Source organism: Pseudomonas sp. 14A, assembly GCF_018132745.1.
Taxonomy (GTDB): domain Bacteria; phylum Pseudomonadota; class Gammaproteobacteria; order Pseudomonadales; family Pseudomonadaceae; genus Aquipseudomonas; species Aquipseudomonas mercuritolerans.
In genome coordinates this window covers 1-23759 of the sequence record NZ_JAGRQJ010000013.1, presented here as the reverse complement: position 1 = coordinate 23759, position 23759 = coordinate 1, and the positions used below count along the sequence as shown (strand labels likewise).

At 57.8% G+C, this 23759-nt stretch carries 22 protein-coding genes; 12 read left to right on the top strand and 10 right to left on the bottom strand.

The features are described from left to right. Positions 1–3: 3 nt before the first annotated feature. From PS14A_RS13865 to PS14A_RS13845, 5 genes are all read right to left on the bottom strand, one after another. Positions 4–1302, bottom strand: a complete 1299-nt coding sequence (locus PS14A_RS13865; RefSeq protein ID WP_212616499.1) for a hypothetical protein — start codon at positions 1300–1302, stop codon at positions 4–6. A 297-nt stretch (positions 1303–1599) separates the two neighbouring features. Next, positions 1600–2313, bottom strand: coding sequence for an ATPase (locus tag PS14A_RS13860; protein WP_212616498.1), 714 nt, complete (start codon positions 2311–2313; stop codon positions 1600–1602). Positions 2314–2530: 217 nt separating this feature from the next. Then, positions 2531–2932, bottom strand: a complete 402-nt coding sequence (locus PS14A_RS13855; RefSeq protein ID WP_212616497.1) for a cupin domain-containing protein — start codon at positions 2930–2932, stop codon at positions 2531–2533. Positions 2933–3134: 202 nt separating this feature from the next. Beyond that, positions 3135–3428, bottom strand: coding sequence for a putative quinol monooxygenase (locus PS14A_RS13850; protein ID WP_129999486.1), 294 nt, complete (start codon positions 3426–3428; stop codon positions 3135–3137). 123 nt (positions 3429–3551) lie between these two features. Beyond that, positions 3552–4985 (bottom strand): PLP-dependent aminotransferase family protein, encoded by a 1434-nt coding sequence (locus PS14A_RS13845; RefSeq protein ID WP_212616496.1) that lies wholly within the window; start codon positions 4983–4985, stop codon positions 3552–3554. Positions 4986–5428: 443 nt separating this feature from the next. Here PS14A_RS13845 and PS14A_RS13840 point away from each other — a divergent pair, with 443 nt between their 5' ends. Beyond that, entirely contained in the window at positions 5429–5869 is a 441-nt protein-coding gene (locus PS14A_RS13840; protein ID WP_212616495.1) for a carboxymuconolactone decarboxylase family protein, read from the top strand. A gap of 99 nt (positions 5870–5968) precedes the next feature. Here PS14A_RS13840 and PS14A_RS13835 read toward each other — a convergent pair whose 3' ends face one another. Beyond that, positions 5969–6256: a hypothetical protein gene (locus PS14A_RS13835; protein WP_224787249.1), complete on the bottom strand. Its 288-nt coding sequence runs from the start codon at positions 6254–6256 to the stop codon at positions 5969–5971. Positions 6257–6420: 164 nt separating this feature from the next. On the opposite strand from PS14A_RS13835, the gene PS14A_RS13830 reads away from it, so the two are divergent. From PS14A_RS13830 to PS14A_RS13820, 3 genes are read left to right on the top strand one after another with little or no spacing between them, the layout of a single operon-like run. Then, positions 6421–7143: a secretin and TonB N-terminal domain-containing protein gene (locus tag PS14A_RS13830; RefSeq protein WP_212616568.1), complete on the top strand. Its 723-nt coding sequence runs from the start codon at positions 6421–6423 to the stop codon at positions 7141–7143. Further along, positions 7140–7691: an RNA polymerase sigma factor gene (locus tag PS14A_RS13825; protein WP_095180176.1), complete on the top strand. Its 552-nt coding sequence runs from the start codon at positions 7140–7142 to the stop codon at positions 7689–7691. The genes PS14A_RS13830 and PS14A_RS13825 overlap by 4 nt, the downstream gene beginning before the upstream one ends. Before the next feature lie 32 nt (positions 7692–7723). Beyond that, positions 7724–8662 carry a FecR domain-containing protein gene (locus tag PS14A_RS13820; RefSeq protein WP_212616494.1) on the top strand — a complete coding sequence of 313 codons (939 nt, stop codon included), beginning with the start codon at positions 7724–7726 and terminating at the stop codon, positions 8660–8662. 624 nt (positions 8663–9286) lie between these two features. On the opposite strand, the gene PS14A_RS13815 is transcribed toward PS14A_RS13820, so the two are convergent. Next, a complete protein-coding gene (locus PS14A_RS13815) occupies positions 9287–9895 on the bottom strand; it encodes a prepilin-type N-terminal cleavage/methylation domain-containing protein (protein WP_212616493.1) in 609 nt (202 codons plus the stop codon). Further along, positions 9892–10338, bottom strand: coding sequence for a GspH/FimT family pseudopilin (locus PS14A_RS13810; protein WP_212616492.1), 447 nt, complete (start codon positions 10336–10338; stop codon positions 9892–9894). Before PS14A_RS13810 ends, PS14A_RS13815 begins: the two co-directional genes overlap by 4 nt. A 120-nt stretch (positions 10339–10458) precedes the next feature. Here PS14A_RS13810 and PS14A_RS13805 point away from each other — a divergent pair, with 120 nt between their 5' ends. Both PS14A_RS13805 and PS14A_RS13800 read left to right on the top strand, forming a co-directional pair. After that, positions 10459–10896, top strand: a complete 438-nt coding sequence (locus PS14A_RS13805) for a type II secretion system protein N (protein WP_212616491.1) — start codon at positions 10459–10461, stop codon at positions 10894–10896. 188 nt (positions 10897–11084) lie between these two features. Further along, positions 11085–11918 carry a DUF4393 domain-containing protein gene (locus tag PS14A_RS13800; protein ID WP_212616490.1) on the top strand — a complete coding sequence of 278 codons (834 nt, stop codon included), beginning with the start codon at positions 11085–11087 and terminating at the stop codon, positions 11916–11918. Between the two features lie 524 nt (positions 11919–12442). On the opposite strand, the gene PS14A_RS13795 is transcribed toward PS14A_RS13800, so the two are convergent. Further along, positions 12443–14728 carry a GGDEF domain-containing protein gene (locus PS14A_RS13795; protein ID WP_212616489.1) on the bottom strand — a complete coding sequence of 762 codons (2286 nt, stop codon included), beginning with the start codon at positions 14726–14728 and terminating at the stop codon, positions 12443–12445. Positions 14729–15881: 1153 nt separating this feature from the next. Here PS14A_RS13795 and PS14A_RS13790 point away from each other — a divergent pair. Continuing rightward, positions 15882–16241 carry a DUF6124 family protein gene (locus PS14A_RS13790; RefSeq protein WP_016774969.1) on the top strand — a complete coding sequence of 120 codons (360 nt, stop codon included), beginning with the start codon at positions 15882–15884 and terminating at the stop codon, positions 16239–16241. A gap of 131 nt (positions 16242–16372) precedes the next feature. On the opposite strand, the gene gspI is transcribed toward PS14A_RS13790, so the two are convergent. Continuing rightward, the gene (gene gspI, locus PS14A_RS13785) at positions 16373–16747 is read right to left on the bottom strand and encodes a type II secretion system minor pseudopilin GspI (protein WP_212616488.1); all 375 of its coding nucleotides are present in this window, start codon (positions 16745–16747) and stop codon (positions 16373–16375) included. 148 nt (positions 16748–16895) lie between these two features. Between gspI and gspG the strand changes: the two genes are divergently transcribed. Genes gspG through gspD form a run of 5 tightly spaced genes read left to right on the top strand, consistent with a single transcriptional unit; the run spans position 16896 to position 22359 of the window. Then, positions 16896–17354 (top strand): type II secretion system major pseudopilin GspG, encoded by a 459-nt coding sequence (gspG, locus tag PS14A_RS13780; RefSeq protein ID WP_076562599.1) that lies wholly within the window; start codon positions 16896–16898, stop codon positions 17352–17354. Positions 17355–17401: 47 nt separating this feature from the next. Next, positions 17402–18322, top strand: a complete 921-nt coding sequence (gene gspK, locus PS14A_RS13775) for a type II secretion system minor pseudopilin GspK (RefSeq protein ID WP_212616487.1) — start codon at positions 17402–17404, stop codon at positions 18320–18322. Then, positions 18319–19440, top strand: coding sequence for a type II secretion system protein GspL (gspL, locus tag PS14A_RS13770; protein WP_212616486.1), 1122 nt, complete (start codon positions 18319–18321; stop codon positions 19438–19440). The genes gspK and gspL overlap by 4 nt, the downstream gene beginning before the upstream one ends. Further along, positions 19433–19981: a type II secretion system protein GspM gene (gene gspM / locus PS14A_RS13765; RefSeq protein WP_212616485.1), complete on the top strand. Its 549-nt coding sequence runs from the start codon at positions 19433–19435 to the stop codon at positions 19979–19981. Before gspL ends, gspM begins: the two co-directional genes overlap by 8 nt. Next, positions 19978–22359, top strand: a complete 2382-nt coding sequence (gspD, locus tag PS14A_RS13760; protein ID WP_212616484.1) for a type II secretion system secretin GspD — start codon at positions 19978–19980, stop codon at positions 22357–22359. The genes gspM and gspD overlap by 4 nt, the downstream gene beginning before the upstream one ends. Positions 22360–23759 lie beyond the last annotated feature (1400 nt).

Genomic DNA, 23759 nt, shown 5'->3' with positions numbered 1-23759 from the left:
CATTCAGAACGTATCAGCGCAGCGGAAGGCGAAGGAGCGCACGCCGTCAGGATAGGGCAATGAAGTTCCGGATACGACAATCCGATTGTTCTGAAGAGCTATGGATTCTCCCATGTCGAGAACGTTGGTCAGATTGATGACAAGCACACCGTTATCCGCAAAATCGTCTGGACGTCCGTCCGATTTGAACTGAGCAATGACAATTTCGGAGTTTTCTTCGCCGTGTGTGCTGGCAAGCACTATGATGCGCCCGCCATCTCGCAGCTTGCCGGAAGTCCACTGGATGCCGTAACGGGCGTTTGGCCAAGATGTCTGGACAGGCTTGCCTTGATTGAAGCCTTGAACGAAGTCTCCCTTGCGATTGACGCAAACAAGCACACCCTTGCTGACATATGATTCGTCGGTAGCGCTGCCGATTCCCACAATATTGCCGTCAGGCATTTCGACGAGCGCGTTTATCTGGCTGAAGGTGTCCAGGTCGTCAAACAGCGCATAACCCTTGTCGCCGAACTCAAGGACGGGTTCACCTTCGGCGCTGAACAGGGCAATCATTGCGCGATAGCCGAAATTGCCTGAAACGTTTCCTGCGATGGCAAATTTGCCATCGTGGAGTCGGATCATTGGCCCTGTCCACGTGAAGTTCGCGAGGTATCGAATCGCAACGTATCCCTTACCTTTACCAAAGGTAGTATCCAGATCGCCGTTGCTTTGCAGCCTGATCAAAAGGCCGCATTGGTCATTGACGGAGTATCGATGGTTGCTCAATACCATCAGTTTTCCATTGTCCAGTTCGATGGAACGGCCACTCAAGTCGGCTGCCGTGGTCCGGTTTTGCCTCGGTTGCATGTCGGGAGGGATGAGGACAGGCAAAGGAATCGGATCAACGAGTTTTACACCGTCATCGCCAAATCGGGTGTCGGGCGTTCCGTCACTGCGAAACATTGCCAGGCCGCGCTGCGCCTGTGCCTTTTCATGTAGATAAAAGAAACCGTCAAGCAATAGGTTCTTGTTCCCAAGAATGGTGACACTGCCGCCAAAGGATCTGTAACCAGGGGCGAAAATACCGCTGGCCACGCCGTCCTTTGAAAACGAAGTGTCCTGTTTGCCATTTGCGTTCAATCGCACGATGGAGAACTTGTTACCGACATGGCCGGCGATTAACAGCTTGCCGTCAGGCGCGACAGTGATTCCCTCGGCCGAGCCATTTTCATGCTCGGGAAATTTGAACCAGGTGAGGCCATTTTTTCGCGGGCCGAAAGTGGGGTCCAGTTTATGCACGCCGGGTGTTTTGGCTCCAGTCATGATCTGCTCCTCGAGTACGCAGTTGTTGCGTAAAGCGATCAGTCGATATGCACCGGCCAAATCAACGCAGTGCTGGTATTAGGGGAGGTTGCGGCCAAGCTGTCCACTGTCAAAGCTGACAGTGGACAACGGGGGATGATTGTGGATTTGGAAGAAGGGATGGCCAGTCTTGGCGAGGATTTAATGTCTGAGGGTTTTTGTGGTGTCTGGTCTGGCGCCTTCGCGAGCAGGCTCGCTCCCACAGTTGATCGCATTCCAAATGTTGGAGCGAGCCTGCTCGCGAAGAGGCACTTACATTCAATACAACTTTTGAGCTGGTTTACCCTCAAGCATCGACACTTTCTCCCCCGGCCGCACAACCAGATTACTCAGCGAACGGTCAAACTCGTGCAACGCCGCCAGCTGCAATTCCTCCTGCTGATTGATATCCGCCACGATCTCTTCCGAGCGCTTGAAGTCCGCCCACACCGGGGTCAGTTCCCGCGCCTGCGAGCCCTTTGCTGTGCCGATGTAGTTCAATTGCGCATCGTAAAAATCGGCACTGACATCCGCGCGGATATCCGAGCTGCGCGAGGTGATCAGTTGGCTATGGGTATCGACGATCGCCACCACATCCGGCCTGGCGGCACGCAGGCTTTGCATGTCCGGGTACACCGTCACCGAGCCGAACTGGCGTTGCAGCGAAGCGTTGACCCACTCGACCGCGCGATCCGGGCTGGAGCTGGCGACGTAGGCGTCGTGGATCGGTTGCACCAGCAGGCTCTGACCAAAACCGGTGCCGGCCTTCGTCTGGTACTCGCGCAGGTATTGCCGATTGGCCTGGGTGCCGGGGCTGTAAATCACGCCTAGCGAGACGCCAGGACCGCTCTTGACCAAAGTGGCAGCGCTGCGACCGGTCGGGTGCGGCAGCAGCGTGTCGAGGGATGAGACGGCTTGCGGGGCAGTGGGAACAGAGCAGGCAGAGAGCAGCAAAACGGAAATCGCCAGCAGGGCGGGAAGCGCAGGTTTCATGGTGTTTCTCCCGTGAAACAAGGTCTGTCGATGAGTGTGCACGGGCCGAAGATATCGGCGGATATTCAGGGTAAACCTGCCGGCCTGACCGTTGGCTGAATAACCTGTGCGAGGTTAGTTTTATTGGCTTTAAGCGTTTGCAGTTAATGCCCCAAGGCAATAAAAAAGGCGCAAATGCTCGATTCGCGCCTTTCGTTTATGGCTGATCAGGCAGCCATCAGTTTTCCAGCGGGATCAGCACCTGTTCATCCGGGGCCAGCACCATGAACACCAGCAACTTGGCAGGCTTGGTCGAACTGGCATTTTTCGACACCAGATGCTCGGAACCGGCCGGCTCGTACCAGAACTGGCCCTTCTTGTAAGTGGTGGCTTTTTCGCCCTTCACCTGTGAAATCACCTCGCCGTCGAGCACGTAAGCCATCGCTGTGCCCTCGTGTTTGTGTGCGATCGAAGACTGGCCGGGCTTGTAATCGACTTCGATCATCATGGCTTTCTTGCCGGGGGCGTTTTTCAGCAGTTGTTCCTGCAGGACGGTGACTTTCTCGGATGGGTCGTGAGCCATTGCCGAAGCGGAAAGGGTGAAGACAAGGGCGGCGGCGAAGAGGGGCAGGGCTTTCATGGCGGGTTACCTGTGATGGTTGGGGTGTAATCACAGTAGGCCGCAATGTGGCCGGTTCAAACGGCCAATATTCGGGAAGATCAGGTGACCAATTGGCCTCGGAAGGATTTCGGTGCGGCGCAAATCGCCTTCGCGAGCAGGCTCGCTCCCACAGTTGATCGCATTTCAATGTGGGAGCGAGCCTGCTCGCGAATGGGGCATATCAGACGATGGGAAAGCTGTTGAAATCAACGCTATTGGCCAGCCGGCTATCGATCAGGTCGATAAACCCCTGAGCCTCGGGCCGGTTGAAATGCGCCTGCATCGCCGCTTCCGACTGCCAGCGCGCGCTGACCGTCCAGCGGTGGCTGTCCTCGGGGCAGCGGTCGACCAGGTAGGAATCGCAGCCCGGGGTTTCGCGCAAGGTGTCGACGATCTTCTGCAATTGCTTGCCGAGCTCTTCCGAGCGGCCCGCAGCGGCCTTGACCTCAACCGTGTTGATCACTTCGTTGGACATTGCTCACACTCCTGAATCAGGCCGGACGAATCCTGCTCACTGAGGGATAACGCCTGTGCAGAATAGGCCTGCCGCCATGAATCACCAATAACCAATCGGCGGTAAAAGCCTTATACCAACGGCTCATGACAGCTGTTCGAGGATGTCGCGCAGGCGATCCAGAGCAATATCGATGTCCAGGGTTTCGATGGCGCCGAAACCGAAGTACAGGCCTTCTTTCGCCGGCTGCTGGTAGTAGAAACCACTGATCGCATAAAGACCGACCTCGACCTTTTTTGCCAGCTCGATGACCAGCGGCAAGTCGATCGGCACCTTGCAGAACATCGCCATGTGAAACCCGGCACTGGCCGGCACGGCTTGCAGCCATGGCGCCAGATCCGTCGCCATGCGCTCCAGGATCCGTTCGCGACGTTGCGCATAGATCGTGTGGCAGCGGCGGATGTGCTTGAGCAGGCAACCCTCGGCGATGAACTTGGCCAGCGCCCATTGCGGCAGGGTCGAGGCGTGCAAATCGGTGAGCTGTTTGGCGCGAATCACCGCTTCGATGATCGACGGCGGCAGGATCGCGTAGCCCAGGCGCAACTCCGGCAGCAGGGTTTTCGAGAAGGTGCCGACGTAGGCGACGATACCGCGCTGATCGAGGTTGTACAGCGAATCGGTGGGCCGGCCCTCGTAGCGGAATTCGCTGTCGTAATCGTCTTCGATGATGATCGCGCCGAGCTCGTGGGCACGGGCAAGCAGGGCCTCGCGGCGCGCCTGACTCATCGCCATACCCAGCGGAAACTGATGCGATGGCGTGACGTAAATCAGCCGCGTGCCATCGGGAATCTGCTCGACCTGAATACCCTCGGCATCCACCGGCACCCCGACCACTTCGGCGCCGTGCGTGCCGAACAACAAGCGCGCGGGCGGATAGCCGGGATCTTCCATCGCTACCAGACTGCCGGGGCGGGTCAGTACGCGGGCAATCAGGTCCAGCGCTTGTTGCGCGCCGTTGCATACGACGATGTCCTCGTCCTGACAATTGATGCCACGGGAAAAGGCGATGTGCCGGGCGATCGCATTGCGCAGCGCCGGCAAGCCTTCGGCGACGCTGTAGAAACCTTTCGACTGCGCCATCTGCCGCATCGCATGGGCGACGCAGCGGCGCCAGTCGTCGTGGGGGAACTGGCCTTTGCTGGTGGCGCCGCCGATGAAGTCGTAGCGCAGCGAACCTTCCAGCGTCGGGTGACGGAGGAACACCGGCAGATTGCGCCAACTCTCGATCACCTCGGCACTGGCCAGCTCGGTGTGGCTCTGCTTGCGCTGCACCTGCGCCGGGCGGGCGTTGACATAGGTGCCTTTGCCGATCACCCCGGTGAGGAAATTTTCGTAGGTCAGCTGCGCATAGGTGTCGGAAATGGTCTTGCGCGAGATGCCCAATTGCTCGGCGAGCAAGCGGCTCGGCGGCAACTGCGTACCCGCCGCCAATCGCCCGGATTCAATCGCCGCGCGCAACTGCTGATACAACTGACCGGCAAGATCCTTGCGGCCGTTGATCACGACATGAAGTTCCATACCGACGAGGCTCCCGGGTGTTGAGTGAAGTGTCGGTCAGATTAGCGTTGTTGGGCTTTTGGCAGTAGTTGCGTGGAGTAAAAACCGCAAATTGGCGCAAGTCCCTGTGGGAGCGAGCCTGCTCGCGAAGGCGGTGTGTCATTGAACAGATTCGTTGTCTGACACTCCGCTATCGCTGGCAAGCCAGCTCCCACAGTTTTTGCGGCGTGCACAAATCTTGTGAACGACGTTAAACCTTGTGGGAGCTGGCTTGCCAGCGATGGCGGTGGTGCAGTGGATGAATATTTGTCTGGGAAACCGCTTTCGCGAGCAAGCTCGCTCCCACAGGTATTGCGTTTGGCCGAGGTTCAGTGGTGCAGCCGAAATTCGTGGAATTGGGGCTGTAACACAGCCTGCACAGCCCTTACCGTGAACTCATTATTCCGCCTGCCGAGAGCCGCGCCATGTCCCTGCGTCTGGATTACTACAACGCGTCGCCCAAGGCGATGAAAGCGATGCTTGCCATGGAGGCGCTGACCAGCAACCTGAGTATCGAAGCGTCGCTGCTGCAACTGATTCGGATCCGCGCCTCGCAGCTCAACGGCTGCGCGTTCTGCACCGACATGCACTCGGTGGACGCGCGGCGAGCCGGGGAGAGTGATCGGCGCCTTTACGCGATCGCGGTGTGGCGCGACAGCAACTTCTTCAACCCCCGCGAACGCGCGGCGCTGGCCTGGGCCGAGGCGGTGACGCTGTTGGCCGAAAGCCACGTGCCGGATGACGTCTACCAGCAGGCGCGCGAGCAATTTGATGAAGGCGAACTGGTGGATTTGACGGTTGCGGTGAGCACCATTAACAGCTGGAATCGGTTGGCAGTGAGTTTCCGCCAGACCCCGAGTGACTGAAGATCAAAAGATCGCAGCCTTCGGCAGCTCCTACATGGGCTCATGCGCATTTCGCTGTAGGAGCTGCCCAAGGCTGCGATCTTTTGATGTTGACCTTGCCTAATTCGCCGGCCGCTGCGGTTTCACCGAGGTGCCAAATGTATTGCCCATCCGCGTACTGGTCGCCGCCGGTGTCGCCAGCCCCACCTGATTCGGCGCGCGCTTGTGCACCGGCACATTTAACGCTTCCATGTTCTTCTGCGCCGCCGCCGCGCCGTCGGGATTGTTGCCCATCTGCTGGCTCAGGCAATCGTAATTCGGCGCCTTGTAACCGCCGACCGTGACTTCGACACAGCCCAGCGGCTCTTCGGCCTGCGCCGCGCCCACCGTCATCAGCAAGACCCACATCCACCGCGTTTTCATGTCCGCCTCCTGGCCCGCCCGATTGGGCCGCTATGGGTTTGAGTCTAGTGCAAGCGCGGGGCAAAACCCGTGATGGTTTTTTTGCACCGCCCGTCATACCAGAGTCATAAATGCCCCGCAGGATAGCGATTTTCAGGGGTGCGCCAGTCGTGCAGCGAGGCAGTTCGCGGATCAGTCTTCAGCGCTCGGCGACGCTTGTGCGCCGCGCTGGTCTGGGGTGGCTGCTCGGTCTGCTGGCCAGCGCAGCCGAGGCTGATCCGGCAACGGCGGACATGCGCATGACCTTGCACATCCCGGCGCAGGAGCTGGCCCGGGCGTTGGATCAATACAGCCGCGCCACCGGCGTCGCGGTGCTGGTCGACAGCCAGTTGAGCCGGGGCCGTCGCTCCCTCGCCGTGGATGGCGAATTCACCGCCGCCGACGCCTTGCGCCATCTGCTCGGCGGCACCGGGTTGATGGCGCGTTATGCCCGCGCCGACGCGTTCACTCTACAAGCGGCGCAGGTGGAAGACCTGCCAGTGCCGACGGACAAACCCACGCCGGCCGCTGTCGCGGTCAACCGCAGTTATGCGACGGCGGTGCAAGCGGCGATCGAGCGCAAGCTGTGCCGCTCGCCGCTGACACGGCCGGGCAGTTATCGCGCGGTGTTGCAGGTGTGGGTCGGGCGCGACGGCGTGGTGCAGCACAACCGGTTGGTCACTTCGACCGGCGATGTACGGCGCGATAACGCGCTGGTGGAAAGTTTTCGCAACCTCACAATCGATCGGCCGACGCCCAGCGCCTTGCGCCAGCCGGTCACGTTGCTGTTGTTACCGGAGTCGTCAGGGAAACGCATGGAATGCACGAGATGGGAAGGAGTTTCCGGGGGATGAAAGACGCCGGACAAAGCGTGATGGGCCAGCTGTTCCTCAGCTCCTACGAGGATTTTCGCGTGCGCCTGCGCCGCCGCCTCGGCTCCGAGGACCTGGCCAATGACGTGCTGCACGAGACTTGGCTGCGGGTCGATCGCATGGAGACCCCGCCGAACCTGCTCAAGCCCAACGCCTACCTGTATCGCATGGCCCTGAACATCGCCGCCGATCGCCGTCAGGCCGATGCGCGCCTGCTCACCGGCACCGAAGTCGAGGAACTGCTGCAACTGAGCGACGAGGCCCTCGACCCGGCGCGGGTGGTCGGTGGGCAAAAGGAGATGCAGGCCCTGCTCAGCGCCTTGTACGAACTGCCCGCACGGCGTCGGCGAATCTTCATCGCCGCGCGGCTGGAAGAGGCGCCGCACTTGGAAATCTCACAGCGTTTCGGCATTTCCACGCGCATGGTCGAGAAGGAAATCAAAGCCGCGTTGGGCTTCTGCGCAGCGAAACTTGAAAGAAAAGTGTTTCAGCGGTTCGGTCGCGGGGCCGGAAAACCGTCTAGCGAATAGTGACCCGATTAATCCGTTGAGAATTTGCGCGTTTGAACATCTTTCGACTGAAACCCGCCGAGCCTTCGGCCACCGAGTTGCTGCACAGCGAAGCCCACGACTGGCTGATCCTGCTGACCTCGGGCCGTGCCACCGTTGCCGACGCCCGCGCCTTGCGCGAATGGTGCGCGCAGAGTGGCGAACACGCCCGGGCCTTCGAAGAAGCCAAGCGGCTATGGCATCACCTGCAACCGGCCGCCGAAGCGTTGCAGGGCCGACGCAGCTTCGGTCGGCGGGCATTTCTCGGCGGCGCGATTGCCGCATCCGCCGCATTCCTCCTGGTGCGCGGCACCATTCCCGGTGGCTTCGAAGGACTGGGCGCCGACTACATCACCGAAGTCGGCCAGCAACGCCGGGTCGAACCGGCACAAGGCGTCAGCCTCGAACTCAACACCCAGACCCGCATCAACCAGCGCAGCGTCGAAAACGGCGCGCAAGGTTTTGAACTGGTCAGCGGTGAAGTCGAAGTGCAAACCGCACGCCTGCCACTGGCAATGCAGGCCGGAGCAGGGTGGTTGCGCGCCAGCCAGGCGCGCTTCAACCTGCGCAACACCGATCAGCAAGTCTGCGTGACCTGCCTCGACGGCGCAGTCGAAGTGGACGTTGCAGGCCGTAGCCTGCGCCTCCAACCGGGCCAGCAAATCACCTACGACAAAGGTCAGGTAGGCACCGTGCAAACCGTCGACACCGCCGCCGTGATGAACTGGCGCCAACAAGTGCTGGTGTTCAACGGCGCGACCCTCAGCCAGATGATCGACGAAATCAACCGCTACCGCCCCGGCATGCTCCTGCTACTCAACCGCGAACTCGGCCAACGCCGCGTCCAGGCCCGCTTCAACCTCGACCAACTCGCCGGCGTCGCCTTGCTGATCCGCGATGCGTACGGCGTCAAATGCACCGAACTGCCCGGCGGCGTCGTAGTGCTCAGCTAACCAAAGCCCAGCGCAATCCAAATGCAGGAGCTGCCGAAGGCTGCGATCTTCTGATCTTGATCCTGCCTTCTGTGGGAGCTGGCTTGCCAGCGATGACGGCCTAACAGCCACCCAATCCCCAACTGCCTACACCCAACCCAAATGTAGGAGCCGCCGAAGGCCGCGATCTGTTGATCTTGCTTTTGCTTCCTGTGGGAGCGAGCCTGCTCGCGAAAGCGGTCTCCCAGCTGACCAATATCTCCCGGTCGCACTCAATCCCTGTGGGAGCTGGCTTGCCAGCGATAACGGCCTAACAGCCACCCAACCTCACAACTGCCTACACCCAGTCCCAATGTAGGAGCTGCCGAAGGCTGCGATCTTTTGATCTTGCTTTCTATGGAAGCGAGCCTGCCCGCGAGAGCGGCTACCCAACTGACCAATATCTTCCGGTCGCACTCAATCCCTGTGGGAGCTGGCTTGCCAGCGATGACGGCCTAACAGCCACCCAACCTGCAACTGACCGCCCACAACCCAATTGTGGGAGCGAGCTTGCTCGCGAAAGCGATCTCCCAGTGGCAAAAACATCGACTGACCCACCGCAATCGCGAGCAAGCTCGCTCCCACATTTGCTTGGTGACCGCCAAATTATTGCAACAACCCAATCACCTGCCGATACTTCTCCACCCCCTGCACAGTCCCCCGACTCAACCGAATCTCCAACCCCAACGGATCCTCCCGCCGATTGCCACTCAACTGCCGCCATCCCTTATCCACCTCCCAAACCCGCACCTGCACATCACTCACCTCACTCAACACTGCAACCCCATTCCCAGGCGCAGGCAACGGATAGCGACTGCGCGCCTCAGCCACCGCCCGATACAACGTATCCCCCTTGACCCACCAGCGTACCCGCTGCAACGCCCCCGGCTGATCCGCCGCGCTACGAATAATGTCCAGCCGAAACCCCTTGCTGTCGCTACTGCGCACCGTCACCGCCGGCGGCGCAGTCGGCGCCTCATCCTCAGCCCCGACCTTGCGCGGCTCGCTCAACTCGACCCCCGCGCGCATGTCCACATCCCGCTGCAACTGATTCAACACGCGCAACAACCCATCGCTCTGCTCACTGCTCGCCAGCAAATGACTGTCCGCCCGCGTCACACTGTCCAGCCCGCGCCAGGCAATCAGACTCACCACCGCCATCAGCAGAATCGCGACCATCACCTCAATCAGAGTGAACCCTTGCTGAGTCTTCATTGAATACTGATCCGCCCACTGCCATCGCGCAGCACACTCAGCCGATTGGCCCCATCCGACAAAACCAGCCGCAACGGCGGATTGATCCACTCGGCATTCAGCACCACCGTCTGCCGGGGCTCCACACGCACCTCCACTTTCGGACTCTGCCACACACGCGGCCGCAACTGCGCATCCTCCTTGAACGACTCAAACCCCACGCCACCATCCCCACGTCGACCAAAGCGAAACCCCTTGGCATCCGCCACCCACACAATCGGCCGCCCATCCGCGCGAGCCTCCGCCTGCGCCACCTGCAACAACTGCGCAACCCGCTCGGCATCCTTGCGCAACAACTGCAACGGATCGGGCCTGATACTCAAACTGATCGCCGCACTGGCGATGCCAATAATCACCAGCACCACCATCAACTCGATCAACGTAAAACCCTGCTGCCTGCTCATCACCCACGCGCTCCTTGGCGTCCCACCCCATCGTGCCCGGCGAACATGTAAGGCATGTGAAATAAAACGGAGAGAATTGCCGCGTAGGCTGGCAGCAGGGACAACAAGGAGCGACAACCCATGAAACTCACCGCACGGATTACCCCGGCGCAAACCGTCCAGGCCCTGGCACTGCTCGCCGCCCTGGTGGGCGTCGCGACGTGGTCGTCGCTGCTGCTGACCTCGGCGGAATCCCACACCCCCGCAGCCACCCCGCAAGTGCTCGCGGCGAGGAGTGATAGCCCGGCGTTGCAGTGGTTCTCCAATGAGACCGCGCCGGTGGATATCAAGGTGAGTGGAGTGATCGCGGGCGGGAGTGGGACGGTGGCGATATTGAGTTTGAATGATGGCGCGCCGAGGAGTTTTTTGGTGGGGGAGAAGGTTGGGGTTGGGGTGAAGTTGGTGGGGGTTGAGGGGGATGGGGTGGTAATTGAGCGGGGTGGGGAGAGGGTGCGGTTGGGGGTGGAGAGGTTGGGGGAGGGGGTGGGTTTGCCGAGGTTGATGCGGTCCGAGTTGTAAAGTGGGAAAAGGGACAACCCCGAGGTCTTAGCGTTAGCTTCTACCTTTGTCCGCTATCAGCCAAAAGCGGACGCTCACTCAAGACAACTGCGCGCAAGTTAGCGAACTGGCAGGGAGAAGGATATAGCGGTGCGTATTCCGCGCACGCATGGCACAATAATCACTCATATGAACACTGGGAGAAATATGTGTCCGATTCAGACAATGTCAAAAGCACGATTGATGCAGTCACAGGCTTAGTCAAAGAAGTTCCAATTTATCAAGACTTGCTGCAGCCCTCCGTTCGAGAGATCGGGAAAGGATTACACACTGTAGCTAAGACCGTGAATATCGCATTATCACCTCTTAGCACTCTAGTTTGGGGTTACGATCAACTTAGTAAATTTGTGACGACAAAAGTAGCGGAAAAGCTTAAAGATACACCGGTTGAAGACATAATACCGCCTAAGCTTAATGTGGCAGGGCCCGCATTGGATGCCCTTCGATACATCGGTCATCAAGAAGCACTTAGTGATTTATATGCCAATCTTTTGGCCACAGCCATGGATAAAGCAACAGCAGAATCTTCTCATCCTGCCTTCGTTGAAATTATTCGCCAGATGACGGCTGATGAAGCGAAAATAATGAAATTGTTTTTAGATAGAAATGCTTTCCCAATAATAACTATTCGAGCAGAATCCAAGGAAAACAATGCGGGGTACGACCACACGATACTAATAAATTTCCTTGGTGATGATGCACAGTGCGAACTACCTAACATGAGCCCTTACTACATAGACAATTTGCGGCGTCTGGGGCTTATAGAGATTCTGTCTGTATATGGTCTACACGATTCTGATGGGTATGCTAGGTTGGAAAGTGGCGAAGAAACCCAAAAAATACTCCTCGGTATTTCAGAAAAAACCGAATATGAAGCTAGAGTAATTCGCGGCGGCGTTAAAATCTCTCCGCTGGGGAGCTTGTTTCTAGATGCTTGTATTAAACTAAAAGCCTCGCCGTTCGACACCTCAGGATTTGTGTAAACAACTCGAGTTGCCGATTACTATCATCGCAACCGGCAGCTTTCGGCCAGAAGCGGACGTTCAGTTTTATGGAGGAGTGATATGAAAATGCACCGCCCCAAATAATAGCGAACATTGCGTATTGAGAATTAGTATGGTTATTACATTGTCGCCCTCAGATGCTCTGAATTTACGTGAGCAAAGTTACTACTATGTTCGTAGCTGTGAAAGGGATTTTAGGTTTTGATTCATATGGAGCGCATCCATGATTATTCTCTGCAGCACGAAACTAGTTTTTACTGATCGACGTATAACTGGTTCAGTTTCACCAAGAGGTCGGTGATGGTTTGCTTGACTGTAGAACATACCTCTTGGCGCGCCTTTTTATGTCCGTTGCGAGCGGCAGCCTCTGCTCGGAAGCGCCTGCTCGCGATATGTAAGCTAAGCCCAATAGAACTGTTATTTCAAAGTCTCACGCATAATCTACAAGATTGATGCGTGAGTCTGTAACGAGAAAATCAATCAGACACTTGAGTATAGTCGGACTATTCAGCTAGCACTTCTTTTATTTCTCTTACTGCAGTTTGAAGATGTTCTGCTTCAGGAAAATTTATGGCGCGATCTGCTATCGCTGAAAATACTTCTTGGTTGAAGAGGTGCGAACCTGATAGTTTCGCTTTGGCTAGTAGGCTTGCGTATGCAAAGTAACCATAAGGATGTGTCATCTCCAAATTTTCCATATCCTCAACAGTCAGAGAACTTAGCATTTTGAGGCCAAGATCAATTTCCCCGATTTTCAAAGCTATTATTGCATAGTTTGTTTTGTATATTGCTTTGGATGGGTCTTTATTAATCGCAATTTGATAATGGCTAAGTGCTTTTTGATCAAGACCTAGGCGTCCTGCGACTAACCCTCCGAGGTTATATATCGGAGCTGTTTCTACTCCCAATTTGATAAGTCGATTAAAGTCTGTATAAGCGACATCAAATAGCTGGGACTTACGTGACTCCTGAAGTGCTCTCAATGCCATCTTTAGACTAAAATGACATATCGGATTGTTTTTTTGCCGCGCTGATTCAGAAGCCGAGAATCTTGCAAGCTCTATTGCTCCCTGCGGTTCTAGATCTATATTATTCATTTCTTTCACAGTAGCGAGGTCATCAGCGCAAAACACACCTGCCGTAACCTCTAGGGCGGGATGTTCCATTGCGATTTCTTTGGTGAAAGATGATAAGGTGGATTCGCTATATGTATCCCCAGCACCAACGATGCAAATCGAACCGCTATCTAGAACTGCAATGATGTTTCTAGGTGAAAATGAAACTTGCGCCCCTCTGTAAAGTCTCGCCAAGGCCTTGTTTAAAGCTGCTGTGCCGTACTTTCTTAGGTACTCCCCTTCGCGCGTAAATCGCACAACGATTGCGAATGGTGAATTAGAGTTCTCAACCTGATCTTCTATATAATTTTGTAGCGTGGTTATGTCGGCGCTTTTAATTGACTCTGGGTCAGTGGCCAAGTATTTTGACGTATTAGGAAGCAAATGCCCGATGCTCCCGGCAGGTATAGCTTCTAAGTATGAGCCAGCTTCAAGTTCTAGTTTGGTATTTTCTGCTGCATCAATGAATGCAAACGATATTTCAGGCTGGGCATTAAATACCACAATCCGGCTGCTTTCAACCCTTGGGTAAATCCCCAGTGTTCGGGTCGTTCGCCCGTCATTAATAGTGAATTTCGTCTTGCCTGTAAAAGTGGGGTGGTAAACTTTAAACTCTTGACCAGCATTAACTCCGACGTTAGATCCTATATCGATTGCTACCACGCCAGTCTTCAAATTGTGCTCAATAATTTTCCCGCAACTAGATAGTATGTCATCGTAAAATATAACTTGATTTCGGCCTGCTGCTTTGGCTCTATAAAGCGCTGTATCAGCTAAATCAAGCAAGCCTGCCGAGGGGTCCTCATCGAAATCTATCTGAGCAATGCTGGTGTGAAACGCGATTCCTATGCTTGTTGAAACTCCACGATCAGTAATAGGAGGTGGAGTCAATGCGGAAAGATTGTCGCTCCTGGTGAGCCACTGCCACTCAAGATCAGTCGGGAGCACATCGTCGCATATACAAGTCCTGAATTGATTTGCCCATAAAGAAAACTGTTCCTTTGAAGCGTTTGCAGTCATCATTATCAAAAACTCTTCACCCGAGGGGTGTCCGATAAAAATTGTCGATGACGGTGCAGATATCTTGATGTGTGAAGCACATTTTTCCAGGCGTTTTCCAAATGTTTTAAGTACCTGATCTCCATATAAATGCCCCCAAGTGTCATTGACCTGCTTGAAATAATCAATATCCAAAGCCATCACAGCCAAAATGGTTGGCTGTTCAATTTCCTGAGCCTCAAAGTCGGACGATGATTTATCCTCTATCTTACTCAATGAAGCTTTAAGGATATCTCGAAACGCATCCTTTGCTAGTAAATGTGTTAGTGAGTGGTGAGATACACGATAGGCGTTTGACGATCCTTCTTGGATTTTTTCTATCGCCACCCTGTATCTTTTGCGCGTCTCGGCTCGTGGCGACTTACCGAAAGTCAACGAAACAACTGCATCATACTCTTGCAGATAATATCGCGCGGTCAAACTGCTGGCAGTATGGAAAGCCGTAGTTTCTCCTTTTGCCTTTTCCAACCCTTGAGCTATGGATGTGGATACGCTCCCACCATCCAATTCAACCCATTGGTCTTCGGTCTTGAAGTGAACCATGCATTTAATATTCTGCTGTGTAAACTCTTCATCAAGTGCGACCTTTAAATAACTTAACTTATCCAGCTTCATACGTTCGACGCTCCGCAGATTGAGGTCACTATCTTTTTATGTACTTACAGAAGAGTGCTAAAATAATTCATCATTGAGCACCTTTCTATTGGTTTTTTTGCCTTTTCGCCAAATTGCAATTGCAATTGCAATTGCAATTGCGATTAAAATCTCTGCTCAAGTTTGGGTTTGTAATCACGCAGGAATTTTCAATGTGTCTAGCTGTTAAATATTCCATTCAAGGTTATCCTTGTATTTTACTGTTGGCGCGGAGCGCTCTACTTGCGCAAAAGTGCCCATCCCTCCTCGTACATATAACATCTTCGGTGTTCAGTAGTCATATGGAAATTAGGGCATCCAGCCGTCTTTGGCTGCAGGCTTCAAAATACATGGCAGCGGGGGATCATAGGCGCAATCTTGCTATCCTCTTAAGGATAGCCAATTTACTGCATTAGGCGACCCTGACATTTTTGTCAGGGGTAGTCTTGAAGCCGCTCGATCTTCCTGGCGCTGACGAGACAATGAACAATAAAGGATCCATTATTTCAATGGTTAGAAAACAACATGGGACGACACGATGCGCCTCCTATGATGCAGGATTTTTGATTCCGCGAGCAGTGTCGAACGACCTGCCAGGCACTGGCTGAGTTGAAGCTTTGATGGCCAACTGCGCATTCATTCTTTGTTTTTCATCAATCGCATTAACTTGATGGCGAACGACGGCTTTTAGCCGAAAGCTGCCGTTCTCAAGGGTAAAAGTCAGCTTGACAGGCCGATCCGGGGCGCACCTGTCCCGCCAAGCGGGGCGCGATTGAGGCTCATAAACACGAATGTTTAAAAGACATCTACAGTCACGCTACAAGGCTACATATCCTTGCGCCTTTGCCTACAGCTACGCCAGAATCCGCCGGCTTGTGCGCCTATGGGGCGGGATCTATTGTGGTGCGGTCGCTGACGAACCAGCGATCGGATTTGACCGTCCGCCCAATATCAAGGCGCGCCAGCGTTCTGCACCTGTTCAGGCATTGTCTGAAATTCTGTTGCGGTGGCTGTGCGTGGGACACCTTCGGGTGTGCCGGATTCCTTGATGTCCGGTCGGTCAACCCGCGTACAGCTGCCACCCTGTTTGTTTGACCGCGAACAGTGGCGGCTCCAGTCATCAAGGAGCTTCACGATGATCAAACCAACCCCCAACCCGCCCGAAACCGATCCCACATCCCCGTACGAATCCCTAGATTCCAACAAACTCCACGAAGCCGCTGACCGCGCACTCGATCATTACCTGTCACCAAACAATCTCCTGCCTCCGCCGCGCAAGGCGCGTGGGATGTATGCGGTGACGGCGGATACCAAGAATGAAGAACTGCTGGCTGATGCTAGTGAAACGCTTGCTTCGGCGAAGACGATTGCTCAGGACATTTCCAGTTTGTTGCCGGCGCCGCAGCGGCGGGCGCTGTTGGGGGTTGCTCAACTGATCATGTTGGGGGAGCTGGCGGTGAATCGGGTGATGGATAATTTGGAGGTGGCGGGGTGATGTGATGTGCGGGGCGCCAGCGGGTTGATTTGTTGTTTGGGCTGGCGCTTTCGCGAGCAGGCTCGCTCCCACAGGGGGATTTGTGTTTGTTGCGGGAGGGAAGATCAAAAGATCGCAGCCTTCGGCAGCTCCTACGGTGGGCGGGTCAGTAAGGTTTCCAACCTGGCCAATGGCGGCGCATCTTGGTTGCGGTCGAATACTTGGATTCCAATCCTGAGCAGTCGGCCATTCTCTACGCTGGCGATCACCTGTTCGCAGCGCAACATAAGCCGCCCTTGATCACATTCAACAGCCTTCACCCCATTCGGCAATCGACCTTCCAGCCGTAGCTCAGCCATCCGGCTCTGCGCGGCAATCAGCGCAATCGATCGATCCCGCAGCAGCCCATTACTCTGCGTCATCAACCCCGCCACACGCACGGCGGCGGACATGGCGACGGCGATGATCGCCAGTGCCACCAGCACTTCAATCAGGGTGAATCCTTCCTCTCGCGTTCGCGCGCGCATACATGGCCTAAAAGCAAAACCCAGCCCTCGACGCTAACCCCCGTCCTTGACGGCTTGACGACGGAAACACCCGAGGATTTTCAACATCCCTGACATATCTTCTTGCAACACTGCGCGTCGAATTCGGATCAAGCCAGGGAATGTCGAGATGGATATCGCACCTTTGAACACGCTCAGTCAGTCGCCGCGCATGCCGCGTGGGCAGCAGGGTTTTACCTTGATCGAGATCATGGTGGTGGTGGTGATTCTGGGGATTCTGGCGGCGATGGTGGTGCCCAAGGTGCTCGACCGGCCGGATCAGGCGCGGGCGACGGCGGCGAAGCAGGATATTGGTGGGTTGATGCAGGCGTTGAAGTTGTATCGCCTCGATCACGGCACGTATCCGAGCATGAATCAGGGGCTGAAGGTGTTGGTCGAGCGGCCGGCGGATGCGAAGAACAGCAACTGGCGTTCGTATCTGGAGCGTTTGCCGAATGACCCGTGGGGCCGGCCTTATCAGTACCTCAACCCGGGCGCGAATGGCGAGGTCGATATCTTTTCCCTCGGCGCCGATGGCCAGCCTGACGGCGATGGCGTGAATGCCGATATCGGTTCCTGGCAGTTGTAAGGCCGGCCGTGAACACAGGTTCGCTCAACGGGGCGAAGCAACGGGGCATGGCGATTATCAGCGCGTTGTTGATTGCCGCCGTGGTGGCGGTGATTGCGGCGGGGATGTTGACGCGTCAGAGCATGGCGACCCGGGCGCTGGAGGCCGATCAGCAGCGGGTGCAGGGGCGTTGGGTCGCGCAGGGTGGTCTGGAGATCAGCCGGCAGTTGCTGTGGGATGCGCGCCTGCGTGATCCGTTGACCCGGCGTGATCAGCCTTGGGCGCAGCCGTTGTTGGCGGCGGGTTTTGCCGGGCGGCTGGAGGACGAGCAGGGCAAGTTCAACCTGCGCAATCTGGTCGCCAATGAGCGCATCGATGAGGCGCAGGTGCAGGCGTTCGAGCGGTTGTGCGAGTTGATCGGTGTGAGCGCCGTTGTCGGCCAGCGCATCCGCCAACGGGTGATTGCCGGTTATCCGCATCTGCTGAATGCGCAGATTGGTGCGACGGGCAAAGCCGGTTTCGACAGTGGCCGCGCCACTTCGCCGGATGCCGATCACAAACCGCAACCGCCGAAGGTGCCGATGCTGCGCACGCTGGATGATTTGCGCAGCGTCGAAGGCGTGACCGATGCGCTGATCGGCCAACTGGCGCCGTACGTGACGGTGATTCCGGCGACGACGTGGATCAACGGCAACACCGCGACGGCGCAGGTGCTGGCGGCGTATGTGCCGGGGCTTTCGCTGGAGCGGGCGACGGCGTTGATTGCCGAGCGTGACGCCGGGCGCTGGTTTATCAATCGCGGCGATTTTGTGAACCGCTTGCGCATGCCGCAGCTGGAAATGAGCAGCGTCAAGGTCGGCATCACCAGTGACTGGTTTCGTTTGCGCGGTGAAGCGCGGCGTGATCAGCGCCGGGTCAGTCTCGACGCTTTGCTGCACCGCAGCGAGGATCGGCTGCCGCAGGTGATCTGGTCGCGGGTGGGCGCATGAGCCAGTTGCGCGTTGCGTTGCCGCCGCTGGCGGAGCTGGAGTTGCACAGCAAAGTGAGCTGCGCCTGGCTGGATCGGCAGGGGCAGGTCAGCCGTGAGGAACGGCTCACTTTGAGTCAGTTGGGGCAACGGCCGAAGCAACCACCGCTGCTGTGTTTTCTGCATCCGGCCGACAGCCTGCTCGCCAGCATTGATCTGCCGCCGCTGCCCGCGAACAAAACGGCGGCCGCTGTGCAGTGTGCGGCGCAGGCGTTGATGCTCGGCGACAGCAGCCAGATGCATATCGGCCACAGTCCTCGTGATGCGAGTGGGCAGGTGCAAATCGCCTGGGTGGCGCGGCAGCACTTGCAGCGTCTGGCTGCGGTACTCAAGCAGGCGGGGTTGACGCTGCGCGGTTTGTATCCGGCGCCGTACAGCCTGCCAGTGCTGCCGGGGGTTGTCGCTTGTGTGGCGGACGGGCATTTGCTCCGGCGCGAGAGTTTGAACAGTGCGCAGGTTGAGCCGTTGCTCGGTGACGAAGTTGATGAGGCATCGTTTGAAGCCGGATCAGCACAACGCTGGATCGGCCCCTTGCCCGGTTGGGGTTTGCACGGAGGTCTGCAGCAAACCGGCGGCGAGCAACGAGGCTGGGGTCGTGCTGTCGGGTGTGTGGCTTTGGCGGTGGCGGTCTGGGTGGTCGGCCTGAATCTCTACGCCGCCCGCGAAGCGCGGCAGGGCCAGCAGCTCAAGACGCAAATGAGTCAGCGGGTGAAGCAGGCCTTTCCCGAATTGCCGGTGATTCTCAACCCGCTGCAACAGGCGCGTCAGCAACTCGAGCAACGGCAAAAAGGCGCGGTCGATGATCCGGCGCAGAACTTCAATCGGCTGGTGTTGCAGGCAGGCACCGGCATGCCGTTCATGGCCGGCAGTGTCGAGCGCCTGAGTTACCGCGACGGCGCCTTGCAGCTGGCGTTGCTCAGCGATGCAAACCGTGGCGGCAACGACAAGGACTGGCAAAGCACCTTGGCCCAGGCCGGCATCAGCGTCACTGCCGATGACGCTGGCTGGACGCTGCGCCCGAGCGATGAATCCAGCGCAAACACCAACGAAGACGACGACAGCGGAGCAGACGATGAGTAGGGCGACGCTGGCGATTTACCGTGCGCGCTGGCAGCGCCTCAGCAGCCAGTTGCAGGCGCGTTGGCAGCCGTTGGCGCTGCGCGAAAAACGCATGGTCGGCGGCATGGCGCTGCTGCTTGTCGGTCTGTTGATCTGGCTGACGCTGGTCAAGCCGCCGTTGGCCACGATCACTTTTTGGCAGAGCGAGACGCCCAAGTTGCGCGCGCAAACCGAGGCGCTGGAAGTGCTGTTGCGCAGCGTCAATGTGCGGCCGCAAGGGCAGAGCGTTGGCCAGTCGCTGGAGCAAAGTCTGCAAGCGGCGGGGCTCGCCGGGCATTACCAATTACAAGCGGCGGAGGGTGGCGCGTGGCAGCTGAATGTCGACGCCGCGCCGGCCGATGCGCTGCTCGACTGGCTGCTCAGCCAGCCATCACAACTTTCTCTGCAGGTGGTCGAGGCGCAGTTGCGACGCGCAAACGAAACCTCGACCGATGTCACCGCCGGCACATTGTCAGGCACCGTTCGCATGGATCAGGCGCAGGGCGCTAAGGAAGCTTCATGAAGGAGTCACGCTGCAAACCGGCACGTCTGGCGCTGCCGTTGTTGCTGATGGCGTTGAGCGCGTGCAACAGCACTACGGCCCCGCAGAATCAGCCGCCGCTATTGGTCGACAGCGAACTCGGGCGGCCGCTGGCCAACACCCAGCGCAGCGGCGATGCGGTGGCCGATCGCGAACGGGCGCAGGCTCAGGCGCGGCCGGTGCCCAAGCAGTTGCACAACATCAGTCAGCGTGGGCGCAGTGCTGGTGTTGCGCCGAGCAATGCGATCCCGCGCAATCCGTTGGGCGAGCAACCGGTGACGCTGAATTTTGTCGAGGCGGATATTCAGGCGGTGGTACGTGCGCTGTCGCGGGCCACCGGGCAACAGTTTCTCGTCGATCCACGGGTCAAGGGCAATCTGACCTTGGTCTCGGAAGGTCAGGTGCCGGCCCGTCAGGCCTATGACATGCTGCTCGCGGCGTTGCGCATGCAGGGCTTCAGCGTGGTCGATGTCGGCGGCGTGGCGCAGGTGGTTCCCGAGGCCGACGCCAAACTGCTCGGCGGGCCGATCTACAGCGCCGACAAACCGGCCGGCAACGGCATGCTCACGCGCACGTTTCGTCTGCAATACGAGAACGCGGTGAACCTGATCCCGGTGCTGCGCCCGATCGTTTCGCCGAACAATCCGATCAATGCCTATCCGGGCAACAACACCGTGGTCATCACCGATTACGCCGAGAACCTCACCCGCGTCGCGCAGTTGATCGAGAGCATCGACACGCCGAGCGCGATCGACACCGATGTGGTGCAGATCCAGAACGGCATCGCTGCCGATATCGCGCCGATGGTCGCCGACTTGCTCGACGCGCCGGGCAATGATCCGACGCAGAAAATCGCCGTGATTGGCGACCCACGTTCCAATACCATCATCATCCGCGCCGGCAGCCCCGAGCGCACCGAGCTGGCGCGCAACCTGATCTACAAACTCGACAACGCGCAGAGCAATCCGAGCAATCTGCACGTGGTTTATCTGCGCAACGCCCAAGCGGCGAAACTCGCGCAGGCGTTGCGCGGTTTGCTTACCGGCGAGAGCGACAGCGGCAGCAGCGACGCGGCGCGGTCGGTGCTCAGCGCGATGGGCAGCAGCACTGGCGGCAATGCCGGGCAGAACGGCCAGAGCAGTACGCCGAGCACTGGCACTTCAACGACGACTGGCAGCGGCGCAAGTGGCGGCAGTTATGCGCAGGGTGGTGGTGGCGGCAGCAACAGTGGCGGTACGCAGAGCAGCGAACAGAACGTTGCCTTCAGCGCTGGCGGGGTGACGATTCAGGCTGACGCCACCACCAACACGCTGCTGATTTCCGCGCCGGAACCGCTGTATCGCAATCTGCGTGAGGTTATCGATTTGCTGGATCAGCGCCGTGCGCAGGTGGTGATCGAGAGCCTGATCGTCGAGGTCGGCGAGGACGATGCCAGTGAATTCGGTGTGCAGTGGCAGACCGGTGATCTCGGCGGCAAAGGCGTGATCGGTGGCGCCAATCTGGGTGGTGCGGGTCTCAATACGGGGGCGAAGAACAGCATCGACGTGCTGCCGCAGGGTTTGAATCTTGGCTACGTCAACGGCACGGTCGACATCCCCGGCATCGGCAAGATTCTCGACCTGAAAGTGCTGGCGCGGGCGCTGAAGAGCAAGGGCGGCACCAACGTGCTGTCGACACCAAACCTGCTGACCCTGGACAACGAAGCGGCGAGCATTTTTGTCGGCCAGACCATCCCGTTTGTCAGCGGCAGCTACGTCACCGGCGGCGGGGGCACCAGCAACAACCCGTTCCAGACCGTTACCCGCGAAGAGGTCGGCCTCAAGCTCAACGTGCGCCCGCAGATTTCCGAGGGCGGCACGGTGAAGCTGGATATCTATCAGGAAGTCAGCAGCATCGATGAGCGCGCGTCCAACAGCGTGACTGCGGCGGGCATCGTCACCAACAAGCGCGCGATTGATACCAGCATTCTGCTCGACGATGGGCAGATCATGGTTCTCGGCGGTTTGCTTCAGGACGGCTACAGCCAGAGCAATGATGCGGTGCCGTGGCTGGGCAGCCTGCCGGGCATCGGCGCGCTGTTTCGCAACGAACGTCGGGCGATCACCAAGACCAATCTGATGGTGTTCCTGCGCCCGTACATCATCCGCGACAGCGAAGCGGGGCGCAGCATCACCCTCAACCGCTACGACTTCATGCGCCGCGCCCAGGGCGGCTTGCAACCGGAACGCAGCTGGGCGATGCCGGACATGCAGGCGCCGCAATTGCCAAGCGCCGCGCAAGGCGTGCCAGCGCCGGGGCCGACATCAGGCCCACGCGCCACCATCAAAGCCGTACCGATTGAAGGGAGCACTCGGTTTTGACTGAGATGATGACTGTGGCGAGGGGATTTATCCCCGCTCGGCTGCGTAGCAGTCGTAAAACCGGTACACGCGATTTGCCTGTGGAAACCGGTTCTCAAGGTTTGGGTCTGCTGCGCAGCCCAACGGGGATAAATCCCCTCGCCACAGGGGATCGCATTGCCTCAGGGGATCGCATTGCCACAGGGAATTCCATTGCCGCGGTACCGATTGAAGGGAGCACCCGGTTTTGACTGAGATGATGACTGTGGCGAGGGGATTTATCCCCGCTCGGCTGCGCAGCAGTCGTGAAACCGGTACACGGGATTTGCCTGTAGAAACCGGTTCTCAAGGTTTGGGTCTGCTGCGCAGCCCAACGGGGATAAATCCCCTCGCCACGGGGGATCTCATTGCCACAAGGGATCCCATTGCCACGGTATCGATCGAAGGGAGCACCCGGTTTTGACTGAGATGATGACTGTGGGGAGGGGATTCATCCCCGCTCGGCTGCGCAGCAGTCGTAAATTGGGCACACGCGATTTGCCTGTAGAAACCGGTTCTCAAGGTTTGGGTCTGCTTCGCAGCCCAACGGGGATAAATCCCCTCGCCACAGAGGTTCCCATTGCCACTGAGGATTCCATTGCCACGGGGGATCGCATTGCCACGGCACTGATCGAAGGGAGCACTCGGTTTTGACTGAGATGATGACTGTGGCGAGGGGATTTATCCCCGCTCGGCTGCGCAGCAGTCGTAAAACCGGTACACGGGATTTGCCTGTGGAAACCGGTTCTCAAGGTTTGGGTCTGCTTCGCAACCCAACGGGGATAAATCCCCTCGCCACAGAGGTTCCCATGGCCACAGGGGATCGCATTGCCGCAGGGAATTCCATTGCCACGGTACCGATTGAAGGGAGCACCCGGTTTTGACTGAGATGATGACTGTGGCGAGGGGATTCATCCCCGCTCGGCTGCGCAGCAGTCGTAAACCGGGCACACGCGATTTGCCTGTAGAAACCGGTTCTCAAGGTTTGGGTCTGCTTCGCAGCCCAACGGGGATAAATCCCCTCGCCACGAGGGATCTCATTGCCACAAGGGATCCCATTGCCACGGTATCGATGGAAGGGAGCACTCGGTTTTGACTGGAATGATGACTGTGGCGAGGGGATTCATCCCCGCTCGGCTGCGCAGCAGTCGTAAACCGGGCACATGCGATTCTCCTGGAGAAACCGGTTCTCAAGGTTTGGGTCTGCTGCGCAGCCCAACGGGGATAAATCCCCTCGCCACAGGGGATCGCATTGCCACAAGGGATCCCATTGCCACGGTATCGATCGAAGGGAGCACTCGGTTTTGACTGGAATGATGACTGTGGCGAGGGGATTCATCCCCGCTCGGCTGCGCAGCAGTCGTAAACCGGGCACATGCGAT